Below are 20,174 nucleotides of genomic sequence, written 5' to 3' on the forward strand. Positions count from 1 at the left end.
TGGGAGATCGGCCACCACGCCTGCCGTGCCGCCCCTCTCCCCGCAGGGGCCGACTCCGGAAGGAGGTCACCGCACCACCGCACCGTCCCTGCAGTGGTAACAGCTTTCGAAGCGGAGTGATCCATGAGAACGACGATGAGAACGACGTTGCTCAGAAAGGCAGCACTGCTCGCCACGCTCCTGGCCACCCTCGTCGCCGGCACCGCCTCGGCCGAGGACCCCTCGCCGCCCGGCGACACCGCGACCGCGGCCGCCTCGCCCTCCTTCAGGTACAACACCTTCGAACGCCCCGAACGGGGCAGCGCGTACGACCTCGGCCAGTGGTCCCAGGACGGCTGGTACGCCCCCTGGGAGGAGGGCATGAGCACGCGCACCTGGATCGACGGCTACAACTTCCACCACTCGGGCGGGAAATCGCTGCGGGTGTTCTACCCGAAGGGCAAGATCGGACCGGCCGACTCGGGCGCGCAGGCACCTTTGCAGCTCACCCCGGGCCGTGAGTACTACCTCTCGTACTGGGTGCGCTTCAGCAGCGACTTCAGCTGGGGCACCACCGAGTACGCCGGGAAGGTCGGCATCGGTCTTGCGGGCGGCGCCTCGTGCTCCGGCGGACAGGTCTGCGACGGCTACAACGGCTTCAGCTCGCGGATGATCTGGCGGTCCGGCGGCAAGGTGGCGATCTACTACTACCACATGGGCCACGCGGGCCAGTACGGCGATTACGCGGACCTGAAGGACGCCGCCGGGAACCTCATCAACTGGCCCCGCGGCCAGTGGGTCAACATCGTCCAGCGCCTCAAGGTCAACACCGTCAGCGGCAGCAACGCCAACCCCGACGGTGAGATCGACATCTGGTACAACGGCGCCCAGGCGGCCACGATCCGTGGGCTGCGCTTCGTGCGCAACGGCGACCTGGTGGACCGCGCGTACTTCTCCTCCTTCTTCGGCGGGGCCACCCCCTCCTTCGCCCCGACGAACGACTCGTACATCTGGTACGACGACCTCAAGGTGTCCACCCAGCGCTCGGACGTGTGCGAACTGGCCTCCGGCGGCTGCCACTCCCGCAGCTTCCAGGCCGAGGACTACTCGGCCATGAAGGGCGTCACGAAGAAGACGACGTCCGATGCGGGCGGCGGCCAGACGGTCGGCAGCTTCGACAGCACCGACTGGATCGCCTTCCAGAACGTCGCGGTCCCCAGAACGGGCCGCTATCTCGTCGAGTACCGGGTCGCCTCGCCGAACAACGGCGGCACGCTCTCCCTCGACATCGGCGGCGGGGCCACCCCGCTCGGCAACGTCTCCGTACCCGACACCGGGAGCTATGACAGCTACCGCACCATCTCCCGCGAAGTGGAACTCCCGGCCGGAACGCACCAGTTCGGCCTGTACGCGGTGACCGGCGGCTTCGACCTCAACTGGTGGAAGATCACCCAGATCTCCTGACAGGTCGGGAGCCGGCGCGTCATGGCCGAGGGGCCCTCCGGCAGGAGAGCCCCTCGGTCCATGGCACCGGGCCGTCGCGCGACAGCGTCAGTGCCCGGAGCTCTCCAACTGCTCGAAGCGCGCCGCGTCCACATCGAGGACGTGCTGCGCCTTGCCGAGCGTGAGGGAGCTGTAGGTGCCCGACGAGCGCGCCTTGAGCAGTTCCTCCCGCTGTACGGCCAGGACCCGCAGCCGCAGTTCCAGGAACTGGTCGCGGCTGCCGGCCTCGTACCTGCTCGGCGCACCCTCCCGCTGCTTGCGGCCGTCGCCGGCCTTGCGCTGGGCCTCCACGCGCGCGTCGCTGCGTACGAACTCGATGAGCCGCTGCGGATAGGGCTCGCCCGCCTTGTCGGTGAGCGCGGGGTTCTCGAGGAAGTCGGTGGCGGACTCGCCCAGAGCGTTCATCAGCCGCGCCCCCTCCTCACGCAGTTGCTGAGGATCGTCCTCGGGCACCCCCACCTTGCGGATCACCATCGGCAGCGTCAGCCCTTGGAGCAGCAGCGTGGTGGCCGCCACCACGAAGGCGATCAGGATGAGCTGGGCACGGTCGGGTGTGTCCTCGGGGAGCGTCTGCGCCGCCGCCACCGTGATCGCTCCGCGCATGCCCGCCCAGCCGAGGATGAGGCCGCCGCGTGCGCCGAAGTACTGGTTGACGGTGAACTCGATGTCGGCGGACTTCCTGGTGACCCGTTTCCTGAAGCCTTCGATGCGCTTCTCCGGGAGGTTGCGCATCCGTTCGGCGAAGTCCGGATTCTCCTCGGGGTTCTTGAGCACCTGCTGCAGCGCTTCGATGCGCTCCTTGGACTGCGAGGCCTTCGCCACGTCCCGTCGCATCCCGGCCACGAGCGGGACGATGAACAGCAGTCGCGCGAGCATGACGAACGCCGCCGCCACGAGACCGATCAGAAGGGCACGGGCGACGCTCAGATCCTCGGCGCGCACCTCGTCGACGAGGGTCTTCACGCTCAGGCCCATGAGCAGGAACATGCCGCTCTCGAGCAGGAACGCCGCCGTATGCCAGTTCGTCGACTCGGCGATGCGGTCGTTCGCCCGCAGATAGCGCGGGCTCTGATGTCCGGTGACCAGACCGGCGATCACGACCGCGAGGACTCCCGAGGCGTTCAGTTCCTCGGCGGGCAGATACGCGATGAACGGCACGACGAACGAGATCGCCGTGTTGAGCACGGCATCGTTGAGCAGCGCCCGCAGCCGTACGTTGACCAGGCCCACGACCAGACCCACGGCGACCGCCACGACCACCGCGTACAGGAACTCGCCGACCGTGGCCCAGATCGAGAAGGAGCCGGCGAAGGCGGCGACGGCCGTGCGGAGCAGGACCAAGGCGGAGGCGTCGTTGACCAGGCCCTCGCCTTCGAGCACGGTGAGCAGCCGGTGCGGCAGCCCGAGGCGTTTGCCCACCGAGGTGGCGGCGACCGCGTCGGTGGGGCTGATCACCGCGCCGAGCGCGAAAGCCGCCGGCCAGCCGATCTCCGGCAGCAGCCAGTGGAACAGCACACCGGCCCCGAGCGTGGAGAGCGCCACCAAGGTGACCGCGAGCCCGCTGATGGTCCCCAGATCGCGCCGGAAATCCGTGACCGGCATGTTCACCGCGGCGGAGTAGAGCAGCGGCGGCAGGACTCCCGCCAGGATCAACTCGGGTTCGACGTCCGGATGCGGCACGCCCGGGATGAAGCTCAGCCCGATCCCGACGAGCACCAGACTGAGCGGGGCGGCGAGCCCGAGGCGTTCGGAGAAGGCGGCGACCGCGACGATGCTGATCACGCCGAGCACGGCGACAAGGGTGAACTCCATGGTCAGCCGCGCACCTTCGCGGCCGCCCCGACCACCGACTGCACATGGCGCGCGGGGAGCTGCACGAGCCGCGGATGCAGTACGGGAATCAGTGTGTCGATTTCGGCCAACGTGCGGTGCGCGGCCCTGGCCACCGAGAGGACCGCTTCCCGTACCTCGTCGGCGAGGACGAGATTGCCCTTCGGGTCGCCCTGTACGGCACGGACCAGGGCGAAGTCCGGGGTGAGCGCGGGCACGGGGCCGAACTCGTCGTCGCCGAAGAACATCGCCCGCGTACCGTCCTCGACCGGGCGCTCATGGGTGCCGACCGGCCCGAGGAACGTGGGCGTGCCCGCCGCGCTCGCCTGCAGCCGCTGCTTCAGCAGGGCGGGCGGCACGAACTCGGCCTCCACACCCTCCAGTCGGCCGCCCGGTGCCGCACTGTCGACGATCAGCCGTGAGATCTGGCCGCTGCCGAGCCACTTGCGCAGGCCCTCGACGGCGCGGACGGCGCCCGGGCAGATCACGGTGAACCCCTCGGCGGGCACCGAGGCCAGTGCCGTCACGAGCCGACTGGGAAAGCCCGCGCCGTCGGGGTCCGGCAGCACCAGCGTGCTGCCCGAGGGGATCGAGGAGACGGCCGCGGACGCGGTGACCAGTTTGTCCATGGGCGGATTCTCCGCGACGCGCGCCCGTGCAGTGGCCAAGGCCACGGCCGATTTCGTATTTCGATCTGTCCTACCCATGGCCCCTTGCAGGCTTCTGGTGCATCCTCCGCCCAGCCATAGTGATCGGCTTGATCGACATCAGTGACAGAGCGCCATCGACATAAGCGGACAGCAGCGCCCGGGCAGTGCCCGTGGAGCGTGATCGATACGGGAGGGCTCCTCATGGAGTTCGGACTCTTCCTCAACGGGTTCATCCCTGGCATGGCGGCCCACCACCGCCCGTCGGAACACACCGCCCTGATGCGCGAGTTGGAGCTCGCGATCAAGGCGGACAAGCACAACTGGAAATACGTGTGGTTCGGTGAGCACCACTCACTCACCGAATACAGCCATCTGTCCGCACCCGAGGTCGCGATCGGATACGTCGCCGCCCAGACCGAGCGCATTCACCTCGGCACCGGCATCAACAGCCTCTCCCCGCGCAAGGAACACCCGGTCCGTTACGCCGAGCGGGCCGCGATGATGGACCACATCACCAAGGGCCGCTTCGAGTACGGCACGGGCCGTGGCGCGGGCAGCCATGAGCTGAAGTCCTTCAACATCATGGACCCCTCGACCACCAAGGCCGAATGGGACGAGGTCGCTCCCGAGATCGTGCGGATGTGGGAGCAGTACGACTACGAGTTCCACGGGGAGCACTTCACGGTGCCCACGCCGCACAACATCCTGCCGAAGCCGTACGGGCACTCGCACCCGCCCATCTGGATGGCCTGCGGCAACCCGTCCTCGTTCGCGAAGGCAGGCTCGCTCGGCATCGGTGCGATCGCCTTCAACTTCGAGCCGATCTTCGAGCTCAAGGGCCGTATCGACCAGTACAAGGAGGCGGCGGCCAACCCGAAGGAGATCCTCGGGGACTACCAGAACAACAACGTGATGATGACCAACACGGTCATCTGCCTCAACGACCGCAAGCGGGCCCGCGAGATAGCCCTGCACGCGGGCATCGGCTACCTGGTCACCCTGGTGAACCTGTACCACGACACCATGCCCAAGTCGATGGACGAGCGGACCTGGCCCACCCCGCCGATCGCTTTCGGCGAGCTCGCCGGCAGCGACATCAGCAGCGACGAGGTCCTCGACGAGATCATCAAGGCGGGCCTGCTGCTCTGCGGCACGCCCGACGAGGTGTGCGAGCAGGTCGCCGCGTACCAGACGGTCGGCTGCGACCAGCTGGTCTTCGGCATGACCGGCGGCATGACCTTCGAGGAGCACCAGGAGATGGTCGAGCTCTTCGGCGACAAGGTGATCCCCGAGTTCGACACCAACCCGGAACACTCCACGTCGGTCTACCGCCGCAACGCGGCCGGCCCGAAGTACCCCTCGCACAACAACCCGGTGCCCGAGGACCTCAAGCACACCGTGCTCCCGCCGAGCGCGATCCTGCCGCTGGATTCCTGAGCCACTCGCTGGGGCAAGCGGTTTCTGCAGGCCCCCTTGTTGCGTACGGGCATCACTGGTTGACTCCGCGCCGCCAGTTGATGCCCGTACCGGCAAAGGACGTGCCATGGAACTCACCCGCAGACAGCTGATGTCCGCCCTGTCCGCGGCCGGACTGCTCGCGGTCCTTCCGGCGCGGCCGGCGGGCGCCGCCGCCGCGGCCGAGGGGAGTGCACAGCTGCTCGCCAACACCGTGGCGGTCTTCGCGGGCACCGCCGCGTCCAACGCCCGCCCCGAGACGGCCGCCAAGCTCGCCGCGCTGGTGGCGACGGCGAAGGCGGGTCTGAAGTCCATGGACGAGGCGGGCCCCGACGAACTGTTCGCCGGTCTGGCGCTCGGGACGAACGACGCCAACCTCAACACGGCTTACCGCCAGCTCTACGAGATAGCCCTGGCAACCCGGGCCCCCGGCAGCGCACTCCTCGGCGACGTGACGGTGCAGCGGCGCGTGCTGGACGGCCTGGTCTGGTTGCACGAGCGGTATTACGGGGACCAGTCGAAGGGCTACTACGGCAACTGGTTCAACTGGGAGATCGGCATCTCCCAGTCCGTCACCAAGACCCTGGTCCTTCTCGCCGACGCACTCGCCGACCACCCCGGCCTGCTCACCACGTATGTCGCCTCGATGGACGCCTACTTGCGCAACGGCACCGACGGCGACGTGAACCTGGACTCCCGCTTCCACACCGGCGCCAACCTCGCCGACATCACCACCAACCGGATCCTGCAGGGCGCGCTACTGGGTGACGAGAACAGGATCCGCAAGGCCCTGACGGACCAGCTGACGGTGTTCGTCACGATCGACCCGTACCACCTGCGGCACAACGTCACCGACGGGCACTACGCGGACGGTTCGTTCATCCAGCACGGCTCCGTCGCCTACACCGGCTCGTACGGGAAGGGGCTGCTCACCCGTGTCGTGCAGACCCTGAAGATCCTGGACGGCTCGGGCTTCGCGCACGGCGAGGAGCTGGTGCCGACGGTCTTCACATGGGTGCGCGACGGGTTCGCGCCGCTCATCTTCGAGGGCTGGATGATGGAGATCGTCAAGGGCCGCGCGGTCTCACGGACCGCCGGCGGCTACACGGACGTCGCGGTGATCGTGGAAGCGGTGGTCGACCTCGCCTCGCTCGCGCCTCAGGCGGAAGCGAAGGCGCTGGGGCAGTACGTCAAGTACATCCGCTCGACGTCGAAGGCAGCCCTCGATCCGGCCGCGTTCGTCTCTCCGGTCAGCGTCGCGCGGTACGCGGACATCCTGGCGGACAGTGCGCTGACCCCGGCCGATCTCGGACCCGCGGCCCGCAGCGTCGCCTTCAACGCGATGGACAAGACCGTGCACCGCAGGCCCGGTTACGCGTTCGCGCTGGCCCGGTCGTCCGCGCGCATCAGCAAGTACGAGTACATGAGCGGCGAGAACCTGATGCCGTGGTTCCAGGGCGAAGGCGCGCACTATCTGTATCTGGCCGGCCAGGACCAGACCGAGGCCTTCGGCGTGGACTACTACACGACCGTCTCGCCGTACGGACTCGCCGGGGTGACCGCGCCGGTCGAACAGCGGCGCACGATCCCGGAGTTGTACGGGAAGGCGTACTACGACAACCCCGGCCACCCCCTCAACTTCACGCCCTCGTCGGAATCGCAGAACGCCTACGTCTACTTCCCGCGCGGCCTCGCCGACCACAGCGGAGGCGCGGTGCTCGGCACCTACGGCGCGGCGGCGATGGTGCAGTCGAGCGATGTGGGCGTACGGGACCGGGATCTGCTGCCGGACGATTTCGTGGTCTACCGCAATGCGGCGGCGACGAAGTCGTGGTTCCTGTTGGACGACGAGATCGTGGTCCTTGCGGCGGGTGTGGGCGGGGCCGAGGGGCGCGCGGGCACGACGACGGTGGACGCGCGGACGGCGCGGGCCGGTGACCAGGTGACCGTCACGGGCGGACGCCGCGACGGTGCGTCCCTCACCGGCCCCGGAGAGGCCGAACTGTCCTGGCTGCGTTGGGCGAACGGCACCCGGGGGAGCGCGGTCGGCTATGTCTTCCTGGGCGGGGGACCCGTGCGCGTCGGACTGGAGAATGTGACGCGCTCACGGCGTGTCGTCCGTACATCCAACCCCGACACGCCCGTCACACGCTCGGTCTTCTCGGCGACGTACGACCATGCGGCCGGCGCCCAACCTGCCACGCTGGCCTATGCGTTGGTGCCCGGCGCGTCCGACGCCGACCTCCGCTCGTACACAAGCAGTGGCCCCTTGAAGGTCCTGTCGAACTCCACGCGCCTGCAGGCCGTGGAGCACGCGGACCTGCACCTGCTCGGGCTCAACTCCTTTACGCAGGGCCGCCACCACGCCGTCGGCGTGAGCGTGGACGGTCCCGCGTCGGTCCTCGTCCGGCGCGAACGCCGCGGCCGTACGTCGATCGCGGTCTCGGACCCGACCACGCGCCGGGGCACGATCTCGGTAGTCCTGCACGGGCGTCGGCTCCGGCTCGACGAGGGGGACGCGGGGGTCCGGGTCAGCCCGGTGCCGGGCGGCACGCGCGTGGACGTGGACGTCCACGAGGCTTACGGACGCAGCTTCACGGCGACGCTGCTGTAGCGCCCAAGTGGCCGGTGTCGCCCAGCACGGCGACCTGCCGGTTGTGGAACCAGTCGTCCTCGCGCAGCGTCGTGATGCTGCCCGACGGCGCCCGGAAGCTGACGTATCCGGCAGCCTCGTACGGCATGCGGATCCACGCCGCGAGGACGAAGGTGAAGGACCCGCCGTGCGTCACGACGATCTGATGCGCGGCGGGGCGCCGCACGATCTCCTCGGTCGCCTCGTACACCCGGCGTACCCACTGCGCCCTGGTCTCGGCGCCCTCGATCCCTTCGTCGTGATCCATGCGTTCCCCGGTGGCGGGCGGCGGCACGAACCGCCGGTCGAGCCACTCCTGCGGCCGCCCGCCCGCCTCCCCGTACGACTTCTCCCGCAGCCGTGCGTCGAGCGCGACCGGCACCCCGAACGCCTCGGCGATCGCGTCGGCGGTCTGCCGGGTACGCAGCAGATCGGACGAGTACAGCTCGACGCCGGCCCCGGCGGGGACGGCCTCGCGCAGCGCCCGTGCGATGGCCTCGGCCTCCCGCTGCCCCTTCTCGGTGAGCGCGGAGTCGAACCATCCGCCGACCAGTCCGTCGACGTGGTGGGTGGCTTCGGGGTGGGTGACGACGTGGAGGGTGCGGACGGTGCCCATGCGGGAGGATCGCCTTTCTGCGGACGGCTTCGCAGCACCGTACGGGCTATGCCGGATGGAGAAGGAGCCTGCGCCCCTGCCGGTCCACCATCGCGACGACCACCGTCAGCTCTTCGCCCGGCTGCGGACGGTCGCCGGGCTCTTCCTCGGGGATGCGGATGAGGCCTTCGATGCCTTCCTCGACCCGTACGAAGACGCCCAACGGCGGCGCCACCTTGGTGACGACGCCCGGCATGATCCGGCCCACCTCCGTGCGGTCGGCGAACGCTTGGAACGGATCCGGCCGCAGCGCTTTGAGTGACAGCCGGGCCTCCGCGTTGTGCGTGTCGAACTGGAGGAACTCGCCGGTGACACGCTGCCCCACCTGGACGGCGTCCGATATGGCCTCGATATGCCGCCACGTCAGTTCGGCCACCGTGACAAAGCCGACCCCCGGGAAGATCGGGTGGGGCGGTCCGTCGTCCAGGGAGACGAAGACGCCGAAGCTTTCGATGGAGGCGACGGTGCCGGACAGCAGTTCGCCGTGCCGCAACGAGCCCAGAAATTCCCATAGTTCGGGTGACTCGGCCTGAAAGTCCATGGCGGTCAGCGTGCCATCCCGCCGCCGGCCCGCCTACAGGCCGAGGATCACCGGCTGTTCCGGGGCGCCCCCGGTGAGCAGGGCGGAGAGTGGTGTGGCGAGATCACGCGGCGCGAAGACGGAAGGCCCGCGGTGGGTGGCGATGTCCTTCAGGCTCCACCAGCGGAACTCCGCGATGCCCTCGGCGGCCAGCTGTTCCTCGGTGAAGGTGCCCGCCGCGTCGAACGCGTGGGTGCGGACGAGGAAGTAGTCCTGGAGCGCCCCGTCGTAGCCCGGCCCGTAGCCGGCCACGACGACTTGGCGACGCCATACGTGGGGCGGCTCGTGGTCGAGTTTCAGACCGACCTCTTCGAGGAGCTCACGGCGCAGAGCCTCGCGCACCGTCTCGCCTGGCTCGACGCCACCGCCCGGCGTGGACCACACGACCAGATCGGGGTTGTCGAAGCGGCACAGAAGGATGCGGTCGTCAGGGTCGAGGATGAGGCCACGGGCGGAATGGCGAAGCCTGAGCGAGGACATCGTGGAACTTTATCCAGGCCGGCTCGGGTGCCTGCAACCCCCACGGAACTCATCCCAACGGCCGCATCAGCGCGCCACCCGACAACACCTACCCCTTGAGTGGTGCTCACGACCAAGGGGGGTCCGCCACGCCCTGGGAGACACCCGTGAGATTCGCCAGAACGACCGTAGCCGTCACCGCCGCGGCCCTGCTGTCCCTGCCCGTCACGGCCGCATCGGCCGCGGACGCCGATCCCGAGTACCCGAAGGGGAACCCTCCGGCGACCAACTGCCTGCCGTCCTTCTACAACCCGCCGACCGGGCAGAAGGACAAGCCCGCCGGGCACTACTACGACGACGCTCCGGACAAGAAGACGGCCTTCTGGTTCTTCGCGCAGTCCGGTACGGGCAGCCTGCCCCTCGCGCCCGCACTCCTCTCCGAGTTCAAGCGCGTCGGCGTCAAGGCCGAAGGGATCTGTCCGGTCGGCGTGCTCAAGGACGGGGCCGGCCTGTGGACCCCGGTCGGCGCCGAGGGCTACAGCAACATCAACTTCGTCAACGGCCGGATCTGGTACCCGGGCGGCTGGAAGTTCACGAACACCAAGACCGGCCGCTCGCTGCGCACGGACGGGTTCTGGCTGCACGACTTCCCCCTGATCACCAAGGCCAGCGGCAACATCTACGTGGACGAGAAGCGGTCCCCGATGATGATCGAGATGGCCCACTACAACACCGCCGAGTTCTACGCGGACCTCATCAACCCCCGTATGAACGACGGCAAGTTCTCGGCCGGCCCCCTCGACTGGAAGTTCAAGATGTCCGAGCCGTACTCCAAGCTCTTCAAGGAGGTGCTCGGTGTCACCATCGCGCCGGACGAACACGCGATCAGCCTGCAGATCAACGCGGCGTTCGTGCCCGGCCAGAACATGCCGCTGAAGCCGGGCCTCGCGAAGGACGAACCGGGCGCGAAGTAGCGCCGGCCCACAGGCCGCGCCGGAGCCCCGACGGGGGACCCCGGCGCGGCTTGCTTGCGTGTGGGGGCCGAACGTTTCACGCCCTGCCCGCGTCCAAGCGATGAATGCCGGGAGACGGGGGAGTGGGATGCGGGCTGGCAGAGGGTTCGTCGCCATCGTGGCGGGCGTCATCGCGCTGTGCGGGTGCGGGGGAACCGATGTCCCGAAGGGGCTGGTCGCGAAGCCGGAGTCCGTGGTGTCCGCGCCGCCTGCGTACGACGGCCCGCTGAAGGCGCGCACGCCCGGCTGGGTCCGGGAGGACAGCCCGCTGGACGGCGGGGGCGCGGCCCTGGGGACCCTCGAGTGCGCGGGGGATCCGTACGAGGCGGGATCCCCGCACGAGCGCGGCAGCAGCGTCAGTGCGGAATCGGCGGAGGCGGCGCTGCAGAAGCATCTGGACCAGGACCCGTCCTGGCAGATCGCACCGGAGCGCGCCTACCGCGTGGAGAAGCGCGACGGCAAGCGGGTGCTCTTCTCGTACGACGTCGACGGCCGCACCCGCGCCGGGATGATCGCCGCCGAGGACGTGCAGGGCACGGACGGCTGGACCGTCGAGACCTACGCGCTCTGCGACCCGTCCGAATACGGCGCGCGTGAACGGGACGACCTGGACCTGAGGGTGTGGTCCGACGCGATGGGGCGTGCGGTGGACACCCGCAAGGTGCACAGCACGATGGGGCCCGAGCACTGCGACTGGCAGTCGGCGGAGTTCCTCACCCTCGGCGAGGGCAGGGACGGGCGTGGCTACTACCGAGACCCCGAAGGCGCGCTGGCCGACATCGACGGGCTCCACTCCTCGTACTCCGCGGATACGAGGCTGCCCGCCGACGCGGTCGACACCGGGTGGCGGCACGACCGGCGCGAGTTGTGGCTGTCCGCCGACGAGAAGAACGCCTACGTGCGCGGGGACGGCGGCAAGGTGGAGCGGTGGCCGGGAAGCAGCGAACGGATCCTCTGCAAATGATTGCTGCGCGTCTTGTACGCCTGCCGCCGCACCCCTGTCCGGCAGCTGCGCATCCGAACTGGGCCACCCCACGGACGTGTTCGGCACGCTTCGATACCGTCTGCCGTCATGACCGCATACAACGCAGACACCTGGCCCGAGCCACCCCTGGCCGGCAGCGAGGCCGAAGCAGTCCTCGGCGCACTGGAGCGGCAGCGGGCAACCCTGGAATGGAAGTGCTCCGGCGTGGACGCGGCCGGGTTGCGGGCCACGCTCGGCACCTCCACCGTCACGCTCGGCGGACTGCTCAAGCACCTGGCCCACGTGGAGGACGGCCACTTCACCCGCCTGTGGCTCGCCGCCCCCGCGGGCGAGCCCTGGGACTCCGTGGACTGGAAGAGCGACCCCGACTGGGCGTTCCGCACGGCTGCCGACCACAGCCCGGACGAACTGCTCACCCTGTGGCGGGACGCTGTGGCCCGCTCGCGAGCGATCGTCGACAAGGCGCTCGCCCAGGGCGGCCTCGACCAGCTGGGTGCCTACGTGACGCGCAGCGGAGAACGCCCCAATCTGCGGCGGATCCTCCTCGACCTGCTCGAGGAGTACGGCCGCCATGCCGGGCACGCCGACCTCATCAGGGAGTCCGTGGACGGCCTTGTCGGGGAGGACCCGCCGAAGTGACCGTCGAGGGGTGACGTTCGGCCAACCGTGGTGCGGCGTTCCATCGTTCGGGGGGCCCGAGGTGCGGGCTTCGGCGTGTTGCGTTCGGCTGGACGTGGCACCCGCAAGCAGCGGGCTGCCCCACGAGGTGCCAACGCTGTGACTCGGTCAGTCCGGGGGCAAAGGGCACAGGACTGAGAACGAGGTACGCCATGTACGCAAGAACTCTGGCCGTCGGGACCCTCCTTGCCGGCGCCGCCCTGGGACTGGCGGGCCCGACGGCCCAGGCGGTCGAGGCCGGCGCGGTCGCGGTGACCCCGAGCAGCGCGGCCCCCGGCCAGTCCGTGCGCATCGGTGCGTCCGGCTGCGCGAGCGCCAACCCCAACGCCTCGGCCCGCGCCTACTCGGACGCGTTCCCGACCGCGTCCCTGTCGGCCGTCGGCGGTGCCGGTGAGGTCAGCGGCACCTCGAATGTCTTCAGCGGAGCCAAGGCCGGTACCTACACCGTCACGGTGGTCTGCGACGTCTCCAACCCCAGCCAGAAGTACACGGGTTCCTTCACGGTGACCGGTTCGTCCACCACCCCGCAGGGCGTACGCGGCGGTCTCGGCGGCTCCTTCGAGGACGCGGGCCCGGGCACCATCGCCGCGGGCGCGGCCCTGGTGGCCGTTGGCCTCGGCGCCACCGCGTACACGGTGCGGCGCAGGATGCAGCGCTCTTCCTGACCTGACCTGGCCCGACCTTCCCGACCCGCTCTTCCCGACCCCCTGCTCGGCCTGCGTCCAGCGCTCCATCCGGACGCAGGCCGTCGCGGTTCGGGCCGCGCCAGTGTGGCGGTGCAGTGCTCGGTGCGGTCGGGTGAGCCCGTCCTCGCTGACGCGGCCGGCCGGCCGTCTTTCTCGCTCGGCGAGGGCTGGGCCCGCCGGTCAGTCGATGCCTTCGACGATGCGGAAGTCGCGCTCGAAGCCGTCGGGCAGGGCGACCAGTGCCTTCTGGTATGCCTCGCTCTCATAGGCCGCGACGGCCTCTTCAAAGCTGTCGAACTCGATCAGCACGACGCGTTCGCTGAGTCCGGCCTCGTGGGCGACGACTCGACCGCCATGGGACGGGATCAGGGACAGGACGCGTCCGCCCCCTGCCTGGACGGCCGGACCGGCCAGCTCGTCGTAGGCGCTGAGCATCTCAGGGTCGGAAATGGCGGGGTAGACACTGACCCAGTAGCCCTTGGCCATGGAAACCTCCTGTGCTCGGCCGGACGCATCCGGCTTCGAATCGGCACGCAGATCGATCGGTCCCGGCGACAGGTACTGCGGTCGGTTGGATCGTCATATGCGCAGGTTAGGGCTTGATCCACGGCCGAGGGAAAGACCGGTACCGGATAGGCTCAGAACGGATCGTTATCAATCGGCAGGGGGCATGTGGCGCCGGATACGGTGAGCCTGCGGTACTTCCTGGTGCTGGCGCAGGAGTTGAACTTCACCCGCGCGGCCGCACGGATCGGCATCGCACAGCCCGCACTCAGCGCCCGCATGCGCCGCTTGGAGGCAGAACTCGGTACGGCCCTGCTGGTCCGCAACACACGTAGCGTCGTATTGACCCCGGCCGGTGCGGCGTTGGCGGAGTCCGCGCCGCCCGCGCTGGCGGCGCTGGACCGGGCATGGGACACCGCCCGGAGCGCCGCCGCCGGTGAACTGGGCACGCTGCGCATCGGATACAGCCTCAGCGCCGGGGCCGAGACCGCACCGGCCCTCGTGGACAGGCTGATGCGCGACAACGGCGGACTCGAGGTCGGCGCGGTCCCGATGGCGACTCCGGAGATCTCCCCCGCGGTCGCCGACGGCCGCATCGACGCCGGGATCACCCGCGGTGAACAGCCGGGCCGTGACGTGCGCCGACTCCTGCTGCGGCGTACGCGCATCGGGGTCCAGCTGGCGCGGCACCATCCGCTGGCCGAACACCCCGAGATTGAGATCGCCGACGCGGCCGCGTATCCGCTGCGCCTCCCGGACCGTACGGCCAACCCCGTGATCCACGATCAGCTGTCCGCACTGTTCCGGGACACCCGACCCCACCCCCGATTCCACACGCCTGCGGTCTCGTTCGACATGTCCCAGCGCGACCTGCGCGACGGGGTCACCCTCGCCCCGGCCGGAGAACCCGCGGCCACGGCACAACCGGCCGGTCTCACCTGGCGACCGCTGCGAGGCGCGCCCAGCATGACGATCCACCTGGTCCTCCCGCGCGAGCAGTCACCGCTGCACCGCCGCATCCGTGCCGCCGCAAAGACCCTGGCGCACGAGCTGCACTGGCTGCCGGACTGACGCGCAAGAGGCCGAGTGGGACGGACGCCTGCGGTGGCGAGGCCGAAGGCCTTGCGCCCGGCGCACTTCGCGGTGACGGCGAGGGAGGACTCGCCGAAGGTCCGACACGAGCTCGCCATGCCGGCGGATCGGCATCCGACTAGATCAGCAGCAGGGTCTTGCCCAGAGCGGTGCGGTTCTCGATCGCGGCATGCGCCTCCGCGGCCCGGTCCAAGGGGAAGGTCTGCCCGATGAGGGGCCGTACGAGCCCTCGCGCCGCCTGGGACATGATCTGTTCCGCCCAGCGCGGGACGTGCGGACCGAAGCCGAAGAGCTGCTCGATGCCGATGACCTCCACCCCTTGGGCGTGCGCTTCCGCGGGATCGATCAGCGTGGTCCCGCCGCTGGCGGCCCCGTGTACCGAGAACCGTCCGCCTCGGGCGGTCACCTCGAACGCGGCGCGTCCGATCGTGCCTCCCACACCGTCGAACACGACGTCCGGGCCCGCGCCCCCGGTGATCTCCAGCACCCGCTGGGTCCAGTCCGGCGCGGAGTAGTCGACGGCCGCGTCGGCCCCCGACTTCCTGATCGCGTCCAGCTTCCGCCGGCCACGCGCGGCGCCGATCACCCGTGCGCCCGCGATCCGGGCGAGCTGCACCAGCAGGTTGCCCACACCGCCGGCCGCCGCTTCGACCAGCACCCAGTCACCGGGGCGCAGGCGTGCATGCTCGGCCAGGCCCTGTGCCGTGCTGCCGTCGCTGTACAGGGCGACCGCCTCGGGCAGGCCCAGACCGTCCGGCACCGGGAACAGATCGGCGGTCGATGCCACCGCCCGCTCGGCGAAACCGCCGGTCTCTCCCGTTCCGGCGAGGACGCGCCGACCGAGCCACGTGGCATCCACCCGCGGTCCCAGGGCGCTCACCCGGCCGGCCACCAAACCGCCCGGAACATAGGGCAGTTGAGGCGGCTCGTGCCAAGGGTCGGTGCCGCGCCGGATCTGTGTCTCGACGAAGGTCATGCCGGCCACCGCCACATCGACCACGACCTGACCGGGTCCGGCCACCGGATCCGGCGCCCGCCCCGCGACCAGCTCCTCCGGCCCTCCGAAACGGTGCACTTGGACGACTCGCATCGTGCCCCCTCTTGTTGCCCGTCGAGTGCGAACACATGGAGCATGCAAGATCAACCAAGGTTGAGGTCAAGGACGCAGGGGGCATCGTTCCGCGCGGGCGAGCGTGGCTAGAGTGCCGGGATGATCGGGATTCCGGAGGAGTTCGCGCAGAGCACCGTCGCCCGCGAAGGGGAGCAAGGCGCTGCCTGGGTGGCCCGACTGCCGCATATCGTCGACGCGTTGCTGCGGGACTGGGGCTGCGCACCGGACGGGGCGGTGATGCACGGCGGGGTCGGCGTCATCGTGCCGGTGCACAGCACCGATGCGGGGCCCGCCGTCCTGAAGGTGTCCTTTCCGCATCCGGGCAATGTGCACGAGCCCGACGCCTTCGCCGCCTGGGGCGGACGCGGTGCCGTGCGGCTGTACGCGAGGGACGACGAGCAGTACGCCATGCTGCTCGAGCGTGCGCACCCCTCGACGCTCGCCCAGAGCGCCGACCCGGATGAGATGGTCGTCGTCGCCGGCCGGATCAGCAGACGCCTGGCCGTGCCCGCCCCCGCGGGGCTGCCGCGGCAGAGCGAGCGGGCCGGGCAGTGGGAGCGCCGACTGCTCGTCGACGCAGAGGAGTTCGAGGGCGCGCTGCCCGGCCGGGTGGTCCGGGCCGCCTTGGCGACCGTGCGTGAACTCGGTTCCGTACAGCCCGAAGTCCTCATCCACGGCGATCTGCATCCGCGCAACATTCTGCGCGCCGAGCGGGAGCCCTGGCTCGCCGTCGATCCCAAGGGATACGTGGGAGATCCGGCGTGGGACGGCGGCACGCTTCTGAAGTCCATGGGGCTGGTGTTCATCGCGGCCGACGACCCGGGCAAGGAAGTCCGTCGTGCCCTGGAGCTGTTCGCGGACGCGGCGGAACTGGAACCCGAGCGGGTGCGCCGCTGGGCGCAGCTCCATGCCGTGGAAGCCGCCTACTGGGCGCGCCGGCACGGGTTCCGGCGCGCTCGCGGCGGACCCGAACTCGACCGGCTCACCGCCCTCGCCGGCCACCTTGCCGAAGCGCTCACGGTGTAGCCGTACGCGCGCTGTGCCTCCCACGGGGCGCGGTGTCCTCGGACAGCCCGGAGCGCAATGCGCTCGGCCGTGTGGCGCACTCCCGGCGGCGGCGAAGCCGAGGGTGCGGCAGCGTGCTGACATGCGCCGCCTACTGACTTCCGCCGTGCTCCTCGCCACCCTCGCGGGCGGCACCGTCACGGCCGCGGCAGGCCAGCCGGTGCGGGCCCCGGACGAGCCCGACCACCGGCAGGACCGCTCCGGCCGCATCCTGGACACCCCCGGCAGCGACGGCACCAACATCCTGCTCGTCGGCCTCGACAGCCGCTCCGGCCTGACCGTGGAACAGCGCAACCGGCTGCACGTGGGAGGTGTCGCCTGCGACTGCACCGACGTGATGATGCTCGCCCATCTCTCCGAGGACGAACAGCGGCTGAGCGTGGTCTCGGTGCTGCGGGACTCGTACGTGGAGTACGCCGCGCACGACCACCCGCGCCACTCCGGCAAGATCAACGCCGCCTGGCAGCACGGCGGCGGCGACCTCACCCGGCGCACGGTGGAGCAGGCCACGGGCGTACGGATCGATCACTACATGGAGACCGACTTCCAGGGGTTCGCCGGTGTGATCGACCGCCTCGGCGGCGCCACGGTCTGCACCAGGAAAATGGTGTACGACCGGGCTGCCGGACTGCGCCTGACCCCGGGCACGCACCGGATCAACGGCAACAAATCCGTGCGCTACGTCAGGGCCCGCCACGTCAACCCGCCCGGCGACGGCGGCCGGGTCCGCCGCCAGCAGCGCCTGGTGTCCGGACTGCTCGACCGGCTGCGGCACTCGGGCGCCCTCGACGACCCGGCGCGGGCCGTCGCCACCGTCGGTGCGCTGCACGGACTGATCCGCACGGACCCGGGGACCACCCCGGCGGAACTGGCCGCACTCGCCCTGACGGTGGGCCGACTGCGTCCGGAGCAGACCGAGTTCATGAACGTACCCGTCGCCGACGCCGACCACCGTGTCCCGGGCCATGGCTCCACCGTCCTGTGGGAACGCGAACGCTCCGACGCGCTCTGGTCCGCCCTGCGCGCGGACCGCCCCATCACCGGCGACCGGCGCATCCAACCGACGGGCGCGACGGCGGTGGGTGTTCCGCTGCCGGCGATCCAGCTGCGGGTATCCGACGCGGCGATCGGCTTCGCGCTGCTGCGTATGGGCTTCACCGTCCTGAGCGGCGAGCCCCGCCATACGCTGCCGCACGACCAGGACAGCACGCTGATCTTCTACGGACCATCGGCCGCCCGGCACGCCGAGGCACTGCACGCCGCACTGCCCGAAGCGCGGCTGCGGATGGTGCGTGAGCTCGGCCGCACCATCGAGGTACAGGTCGGCAGGGGCGGACGCACGGTGGTGCCGGTGGTGTACGACCGTACGGGCTTCGAGGGCCCACCGGTCACCGGCGACCGGCTGCGGTGTCCTTGAATGTGAGGTGCGAGCCGTCCGTGACCCGAACGCGGATCAGCCTTGGCGGGAGCGGCAAGGGCGGGCCGCGATCAAGGCGATGTCGTCCCTCGCCGGGCCGTCTGTGAGTTGGGCGAGGACGGCGTCGAGGATCTGGTCGAGGGTGTCCTGCGGGCGCAGGTGCAGACGGGTGAGGCGGTCGAGGGACGTGTCGATGTCCTCGTCGCGGCGTTCCACCAGCCCGTCGGTGTAGAAGATCAGCGTCCCGCCGGGCAGTCCCGGCCTGGTGACGGTGGTGTATCCGCCGAGACCGGTGCCGAGCGGCGGGCCGGCGGGGACCGGCACCAATTCGGTGTCGCCGTCGGGCGAAAGCCGAAGGGGCGGCAGGTGGCCGGCATTGGCATACGTCACCGTGTCGGTGCCCGGGTCGCCGAGGGCGAGCAGACAGGTGGCGACGCGTTCGAATCCTGACTCGGCGACCATGCGGTCGGCGTGGAAAAGTACCTCGTCCAAGGGGAGTTCCGCGGCGGCCATGGCGCGCACCATGGAGCGGTAGTTGCTCATCGCCACGGCGGCTTCCACGCCGTGGCCCATGACATCGCCGATGACCAGCAGATTGCGGTTCCCGGGCAGGGCGAGAATGTCGAACCAGTCGCCGCCGACCAGGGTGCCGTCGGTGGCGGGCAGATAACGGGTGGCCGTCTCCACGTTGGGGTTCGGCAGATGCGGCTCGCTGAGCAGTGCCCGCTGCAGTTCCAGGGCCATGGTGTGTTCGCGGGCGAACTGGAGAGAACGCTCCAGCGCGCGAGCCGCGCGCGCCGCCAACTCCTGGGCCACCGCGGTGTCTTCGCGGGTGAACGCAGGGGCGGGCGAACAGCGCACCATCGACAGCATGCCGAGCTGGCGTGACTCGGTGGCGAGGGGCACCACGAGCGCGGAATGGACGCCTGCGGCAACGTACTGGGCCATCCGCTGTGCGTAGCGGCCGCTGTCGTCACCGGGCAGGGTGGGGTCGGTCCGCAGGTTGTGCACCCAGGGGCGGCCGCTTTCCAGACGCGTGCGGAGCGGCGAGCTCGCGTCGTACTCCACGAAGCCCTCGAGGTCGGTGAGGCGGGCCAGGGACTTGACGAGGTTGGGCGGTGCGGTGAAGGCCATGCGGCGCAGGCGCATCACCCCGGGTTCGGAGTGCAGGCGGTGCCCCGGCCGGTCCTCGTCGAACAGGTCCACGGAGGCGGCGTCCGCAAGCCCGGGCACGACGAAGTCGGCGACCTCCTTGCACGTGGACTCGACGTCGAGAGTGGTGCCGATGCTGGTGGCGGCGGTGTCGAGGAGCGCCATGCGCTCATGGGCCCGCTCCAGGCCGTGCAGGTACTGACGCGGTTCGGTGATCTCGAGGCCGATGCCGGCGATGCCGATGATCCGGCCGCGCTCGTCCTCGAGGCGGTGGTAGGTCACACGCCACTCTCGACGCTCGTACGGTGAATCGACCCGGGTGTGCCCCGTGCCGACCAGCTCACGGGGCTTCCCGTCCGCGAGGACCTTGTGCAGGACGGCGTCGGGCCGGTGTACGCCGGGCAGCACCGCGCTCAGGGTCCGCCCCAGGTGCGCTTCGGCCGGAAGCCCGTTCATCCGGGCCATCCGGGGATTGATGTAGAGGTAGCGCAGGTCGGTGTCCATCACCGAGATGCCGGCGTTCGTCCCCGCCACGATCTGATGCAGGATCCGGTACTCGCGGGCGAGGGGGGAGGCGGTATGCACCGGCTCCGCCGCGACGGCTTCGTCGGCACCTGCCGAGATGAGCGGCTTGGGGAGGGCGTCGTCCACTCCCACGACGACCTCCTAGGCGTTGCCTGCGGACACGAACGCAGACTCCATGGTCCGCCAGTCCCGCCCCGGCCGCA

General features: G+C 70.1%; 18 protein-coding genes. 10 read left to right on the forward strand and 8 right to left on the reverse strand.

All coding sequences use genetic code 11. The annotated features are described in order from the left end of the window. The first annotated feature begins 135 nt into the window (after positions 1–135). Positions 136–1,443 carry a carbohydrate-binding protein gene (locus ABT367_RS02345; protein WP_352248681.1) on the forward strand — a complete coding sequence of 436 codons (1,308 nt, stop codon included), beginning with the start codon at positions 136–138 and terminating at the stop codon, positions 1,441–1,443. Positions 1,444–1,530: 87 nt separating this feature from the next. On the opposite strand, the gene ABT367_RS02350 is transcribed toward ABT367_RS02345, so the two are convergent. Together ABT367_RS02350 and ABT367_RS02355 are read right to left on the reverse strand one after the other, a co-directional pair. Beyond that, on the reverse strand, positions 1,531–3,294 hold the full coding sequence (locus ABT367_RS02350; protein ID WP_352248683.1) for a cation:proton antiporter: 1,764 nt from the start codon (positions 3,292–3,294) through the stop codon (positions 1,531–1,533). 2 nt (positions 3,295–3,296) lie between these two features. Next, the gene (locus ABT367_RS02355) at positions 3,297–3,941 is read right to left on the reverse strand and encodes a CoA-transferase (protein WP_352248685.1); all 645 of its coding nucleotides are present in this window, start codon (positions 3,939–3,941) and stop codon (positions 3,297–3,299) included. 222 nt (positions 3,942–4,163) lie between these two features. Between ABT367_RS02355 and ABT367_RS02360 the strand changes: the two genes are divergently transcribed. Beyond that, positions 4,164–5,399, forward strand: a complete 1,236-nt coding sequence (locus tag ABT367_RS02360; protein ID WP_352248687.1) for an LLM class flavin-dependent oxidoreductase — start codon at positions 4,164–4,166, stop codon at positions 5,397–5,399. 106 nt (positions 5,400–5,505) lie between these two features. Then, positions 5,506–8,031 (forward strand): polysaccharide lyase family 8 super-sandwich domain-containing protein, encoded by a 2,526-nt coding sequence (locus ABT367_RS02365; protein ID WP_352248689.1) that lies wholly within the window; start codon positions 5,506–5,508, stop codon positions 8,029–8,031. On the opposite strand, the gene ABT367_RS02370 is transcribed toward ABT367_RS02365, so the two are convergent. Genes ABT367_RS02370 through ABT367_RS02380 form a run of 3 tightly spaced genes read right to left on the reverse strand, consistent with a single transcriptional unit; the run spans position 8,012 to position 9,764 of the window. Then, positions 8,012–8,665: a histidine phosphatase family protein gene (locus tag ABT367_RS02370; protein WP_352248691.1), complete on the reverse strand. Its 654-nt coding sequence runs from the start codon at positions 8,663–8,665 to the stop codon at positions 8,012–8,014. The two genes, ABT367_RS02365 and ABT367_RS02370, sit on opposite strands and share 20 nt — an antisense overlap. Positions 8,666–8,711: 46 nt before the next feature. Continuing rightward, positions 8,712–9,245 (reverse strand): S1 RNA-binding domain-containing protein, encoded by a 534-nt coding sequence (locus tag ABT367_RS02375; protein WP_352248693.1) that lies wholly within the window; start codon positions 9,243–9,245, stop codon positions 8,712–8,714. Between the two features lie 33 nt (positions 9,246–9,278). After that, a complete protein-coding gene (locus ABT367_RS02380) occupies positions 9,279–9,764 on the reverse strand; it encodes an NUDIX hydrolase (protein ID WP_352248695.1) in 486 nt (161 codons plus the stop codon). 146 nt (positions 9,765–9,910) lie between these two features. Here ABT367_RS02380 and ABT367_RS02385 point away from each other — a divergent pair, with 146 nt between their 5' ends. From ABT367_RS02385 to ABT367_RS02400, 4 genes are all read left to right on the forward strand, one after another. Continuing rightward, complete coding sequence (locus tag ABT367_RS02385; protein ID WP_352248697.1) at positions 9,911–10,717, forward strand: hypothetical protein; 807 nt, start codon at positions 9,911–9,913, stop codon at positions 10,715–10,717. Between the two features lie 127 nt (positions 10,718–10,844). Continuing rightward, a complete protein-coding gene (locus ABT367_RS02390; RefSeq protein WP_352248699.1) occupies positions 10,845–11,720 on the forward strand; it encodes a hypothetical protein in 876 nt (291 codons plus the stop codon). Between the two features lie 108 nt (positions 11,721–11,828). Further along, positions 11,829–12,380, forward strand: coding sequence for a DinB family protein (locus tag ABT367_RS02395; protein WP_352248701.1), 552 nt, complete (start codon positions 11,829–11,831; stop codon positions 12,378–12,380). Between the two features lie 191 nt (positions 12,381–12,571). Next, complete coding sequence (locus tag ABT367_RS02400; RefSeq protein WP_352248703.1) at positions 12,572–13,084, forward strand: hypothetical protein; 513 nt, start codon at positions 12,572–12,574, stop codon at positions 13,082–13,084. A gap of 201 nt (positions 13,085–13,285) precedes the next feature. Here the strand turns inward: ABT367_RS02400 and ABT367_RS02405 are convergent, their stop codons facing one another. Beyond that, positions 13,286–13,591: a DUF1330 domain-containing protein gene (locus tag ABT367_RS02405; RefSeq protein WP_352248705.1), complete on the reverse strand. Its 306-nt coding sequence runs from the start codon at positions 13,589–13,591 to the stop codon at positions 13,286–13,288. A gap of 201 nt (positions 13,592–13,792) precedes the next feature. On the opposite strand from ABT367_RS02405, the gene ABT367_RS02410 reads away from it, so the two are divergent. Beyond that, positions 13,793–14,680, forward strand: coding sequence for a LysR family transcriptional regulator (locus ABT367_RS02410; RefSeq protein WP_352248707.1), 888 nt, complete (start codon positions 13,793–13,795; stop codon positions 14,678–14,680). 139 nt (positions 14,681–14,819) lie between these two features. Here the strand turns inward: ABT367_RS02410 and ABT367_RS02415 are convergent, their stop codons facing one another. Continuing rightward, complete coding sequence (locus tag ABT367_RS02415; RefSeq protein ID WP_352248709.1) at positions 14,820–15,791, reverse strand: zinc-binding dehydrogenase; 972 nt, start codon at positions 15,789–15,791, stop codon at positions 14,820–14,822. Between the two features lie 120 nt (positions 15,792–15,911). On the opposite strand from ABT367_RS02415, the gene ABT367_RS02420 reads away from it, so the two are divergent. Further along, positions 15,912–16,838 carry an aminoglycoside phosphotransferase family protein gene (locus tag ABT367_RS02420; RefSeq protein ID WP_352248712.1) on the forward strand — a complete coding sequence of 309 codons (927 nt, stop codon included), beginning with the start codon at positions 15,912–15,914 and terminating at the stop codon, positions 16,836–16,838. A 121-nt stretch (positions 16,839–16,959) separates the two neighbouring features. Further along, positions 16,960–18,294 carry an LCP family protein gene (locus ABT367_RS02425; protein WP_352248714.1) on the forward strand — a complete coding sequence of 445 codons (1,335 nt, stop codon included), beginning with the start codon at positions 16,960–16,962 and terminating at the stop codon, positions 18,292–18,294. Between the two features lie 36 nt (positions 18,295–18,330). Here ABT367_RS02425 and ABT367_RS02430 read toward each other — a convergent pair whose 3' ends face one another. Further along, positions 18,331–20,103 carry a SpoIIE family protein phosphatase gene (locus ABT367_RS02430; RefSeq protein WP_352248716.1) on the reverse strand — a complete coding sequence of 591 codons (1,773 nt, stop codon included), beginning with the start codon at positions 20,101–20,103 and terminating at the stop codon, positions 18,331–18,333. Positions 20,104–20,174: the final 71 nt, after the last annotated feature.

Origin of the sequence: Streptomyces mesophilus, from assembly GCF_040300965.1 — a bacterium.
In the GTDB taxonomy this organism is placed as follows: domain Bacteria; phylum Actinomycetota; class Actinomycetes; order Streptomycetales; family Streptomycetaceae; genus Streptomyces; species Streptomyces mesophilus_A.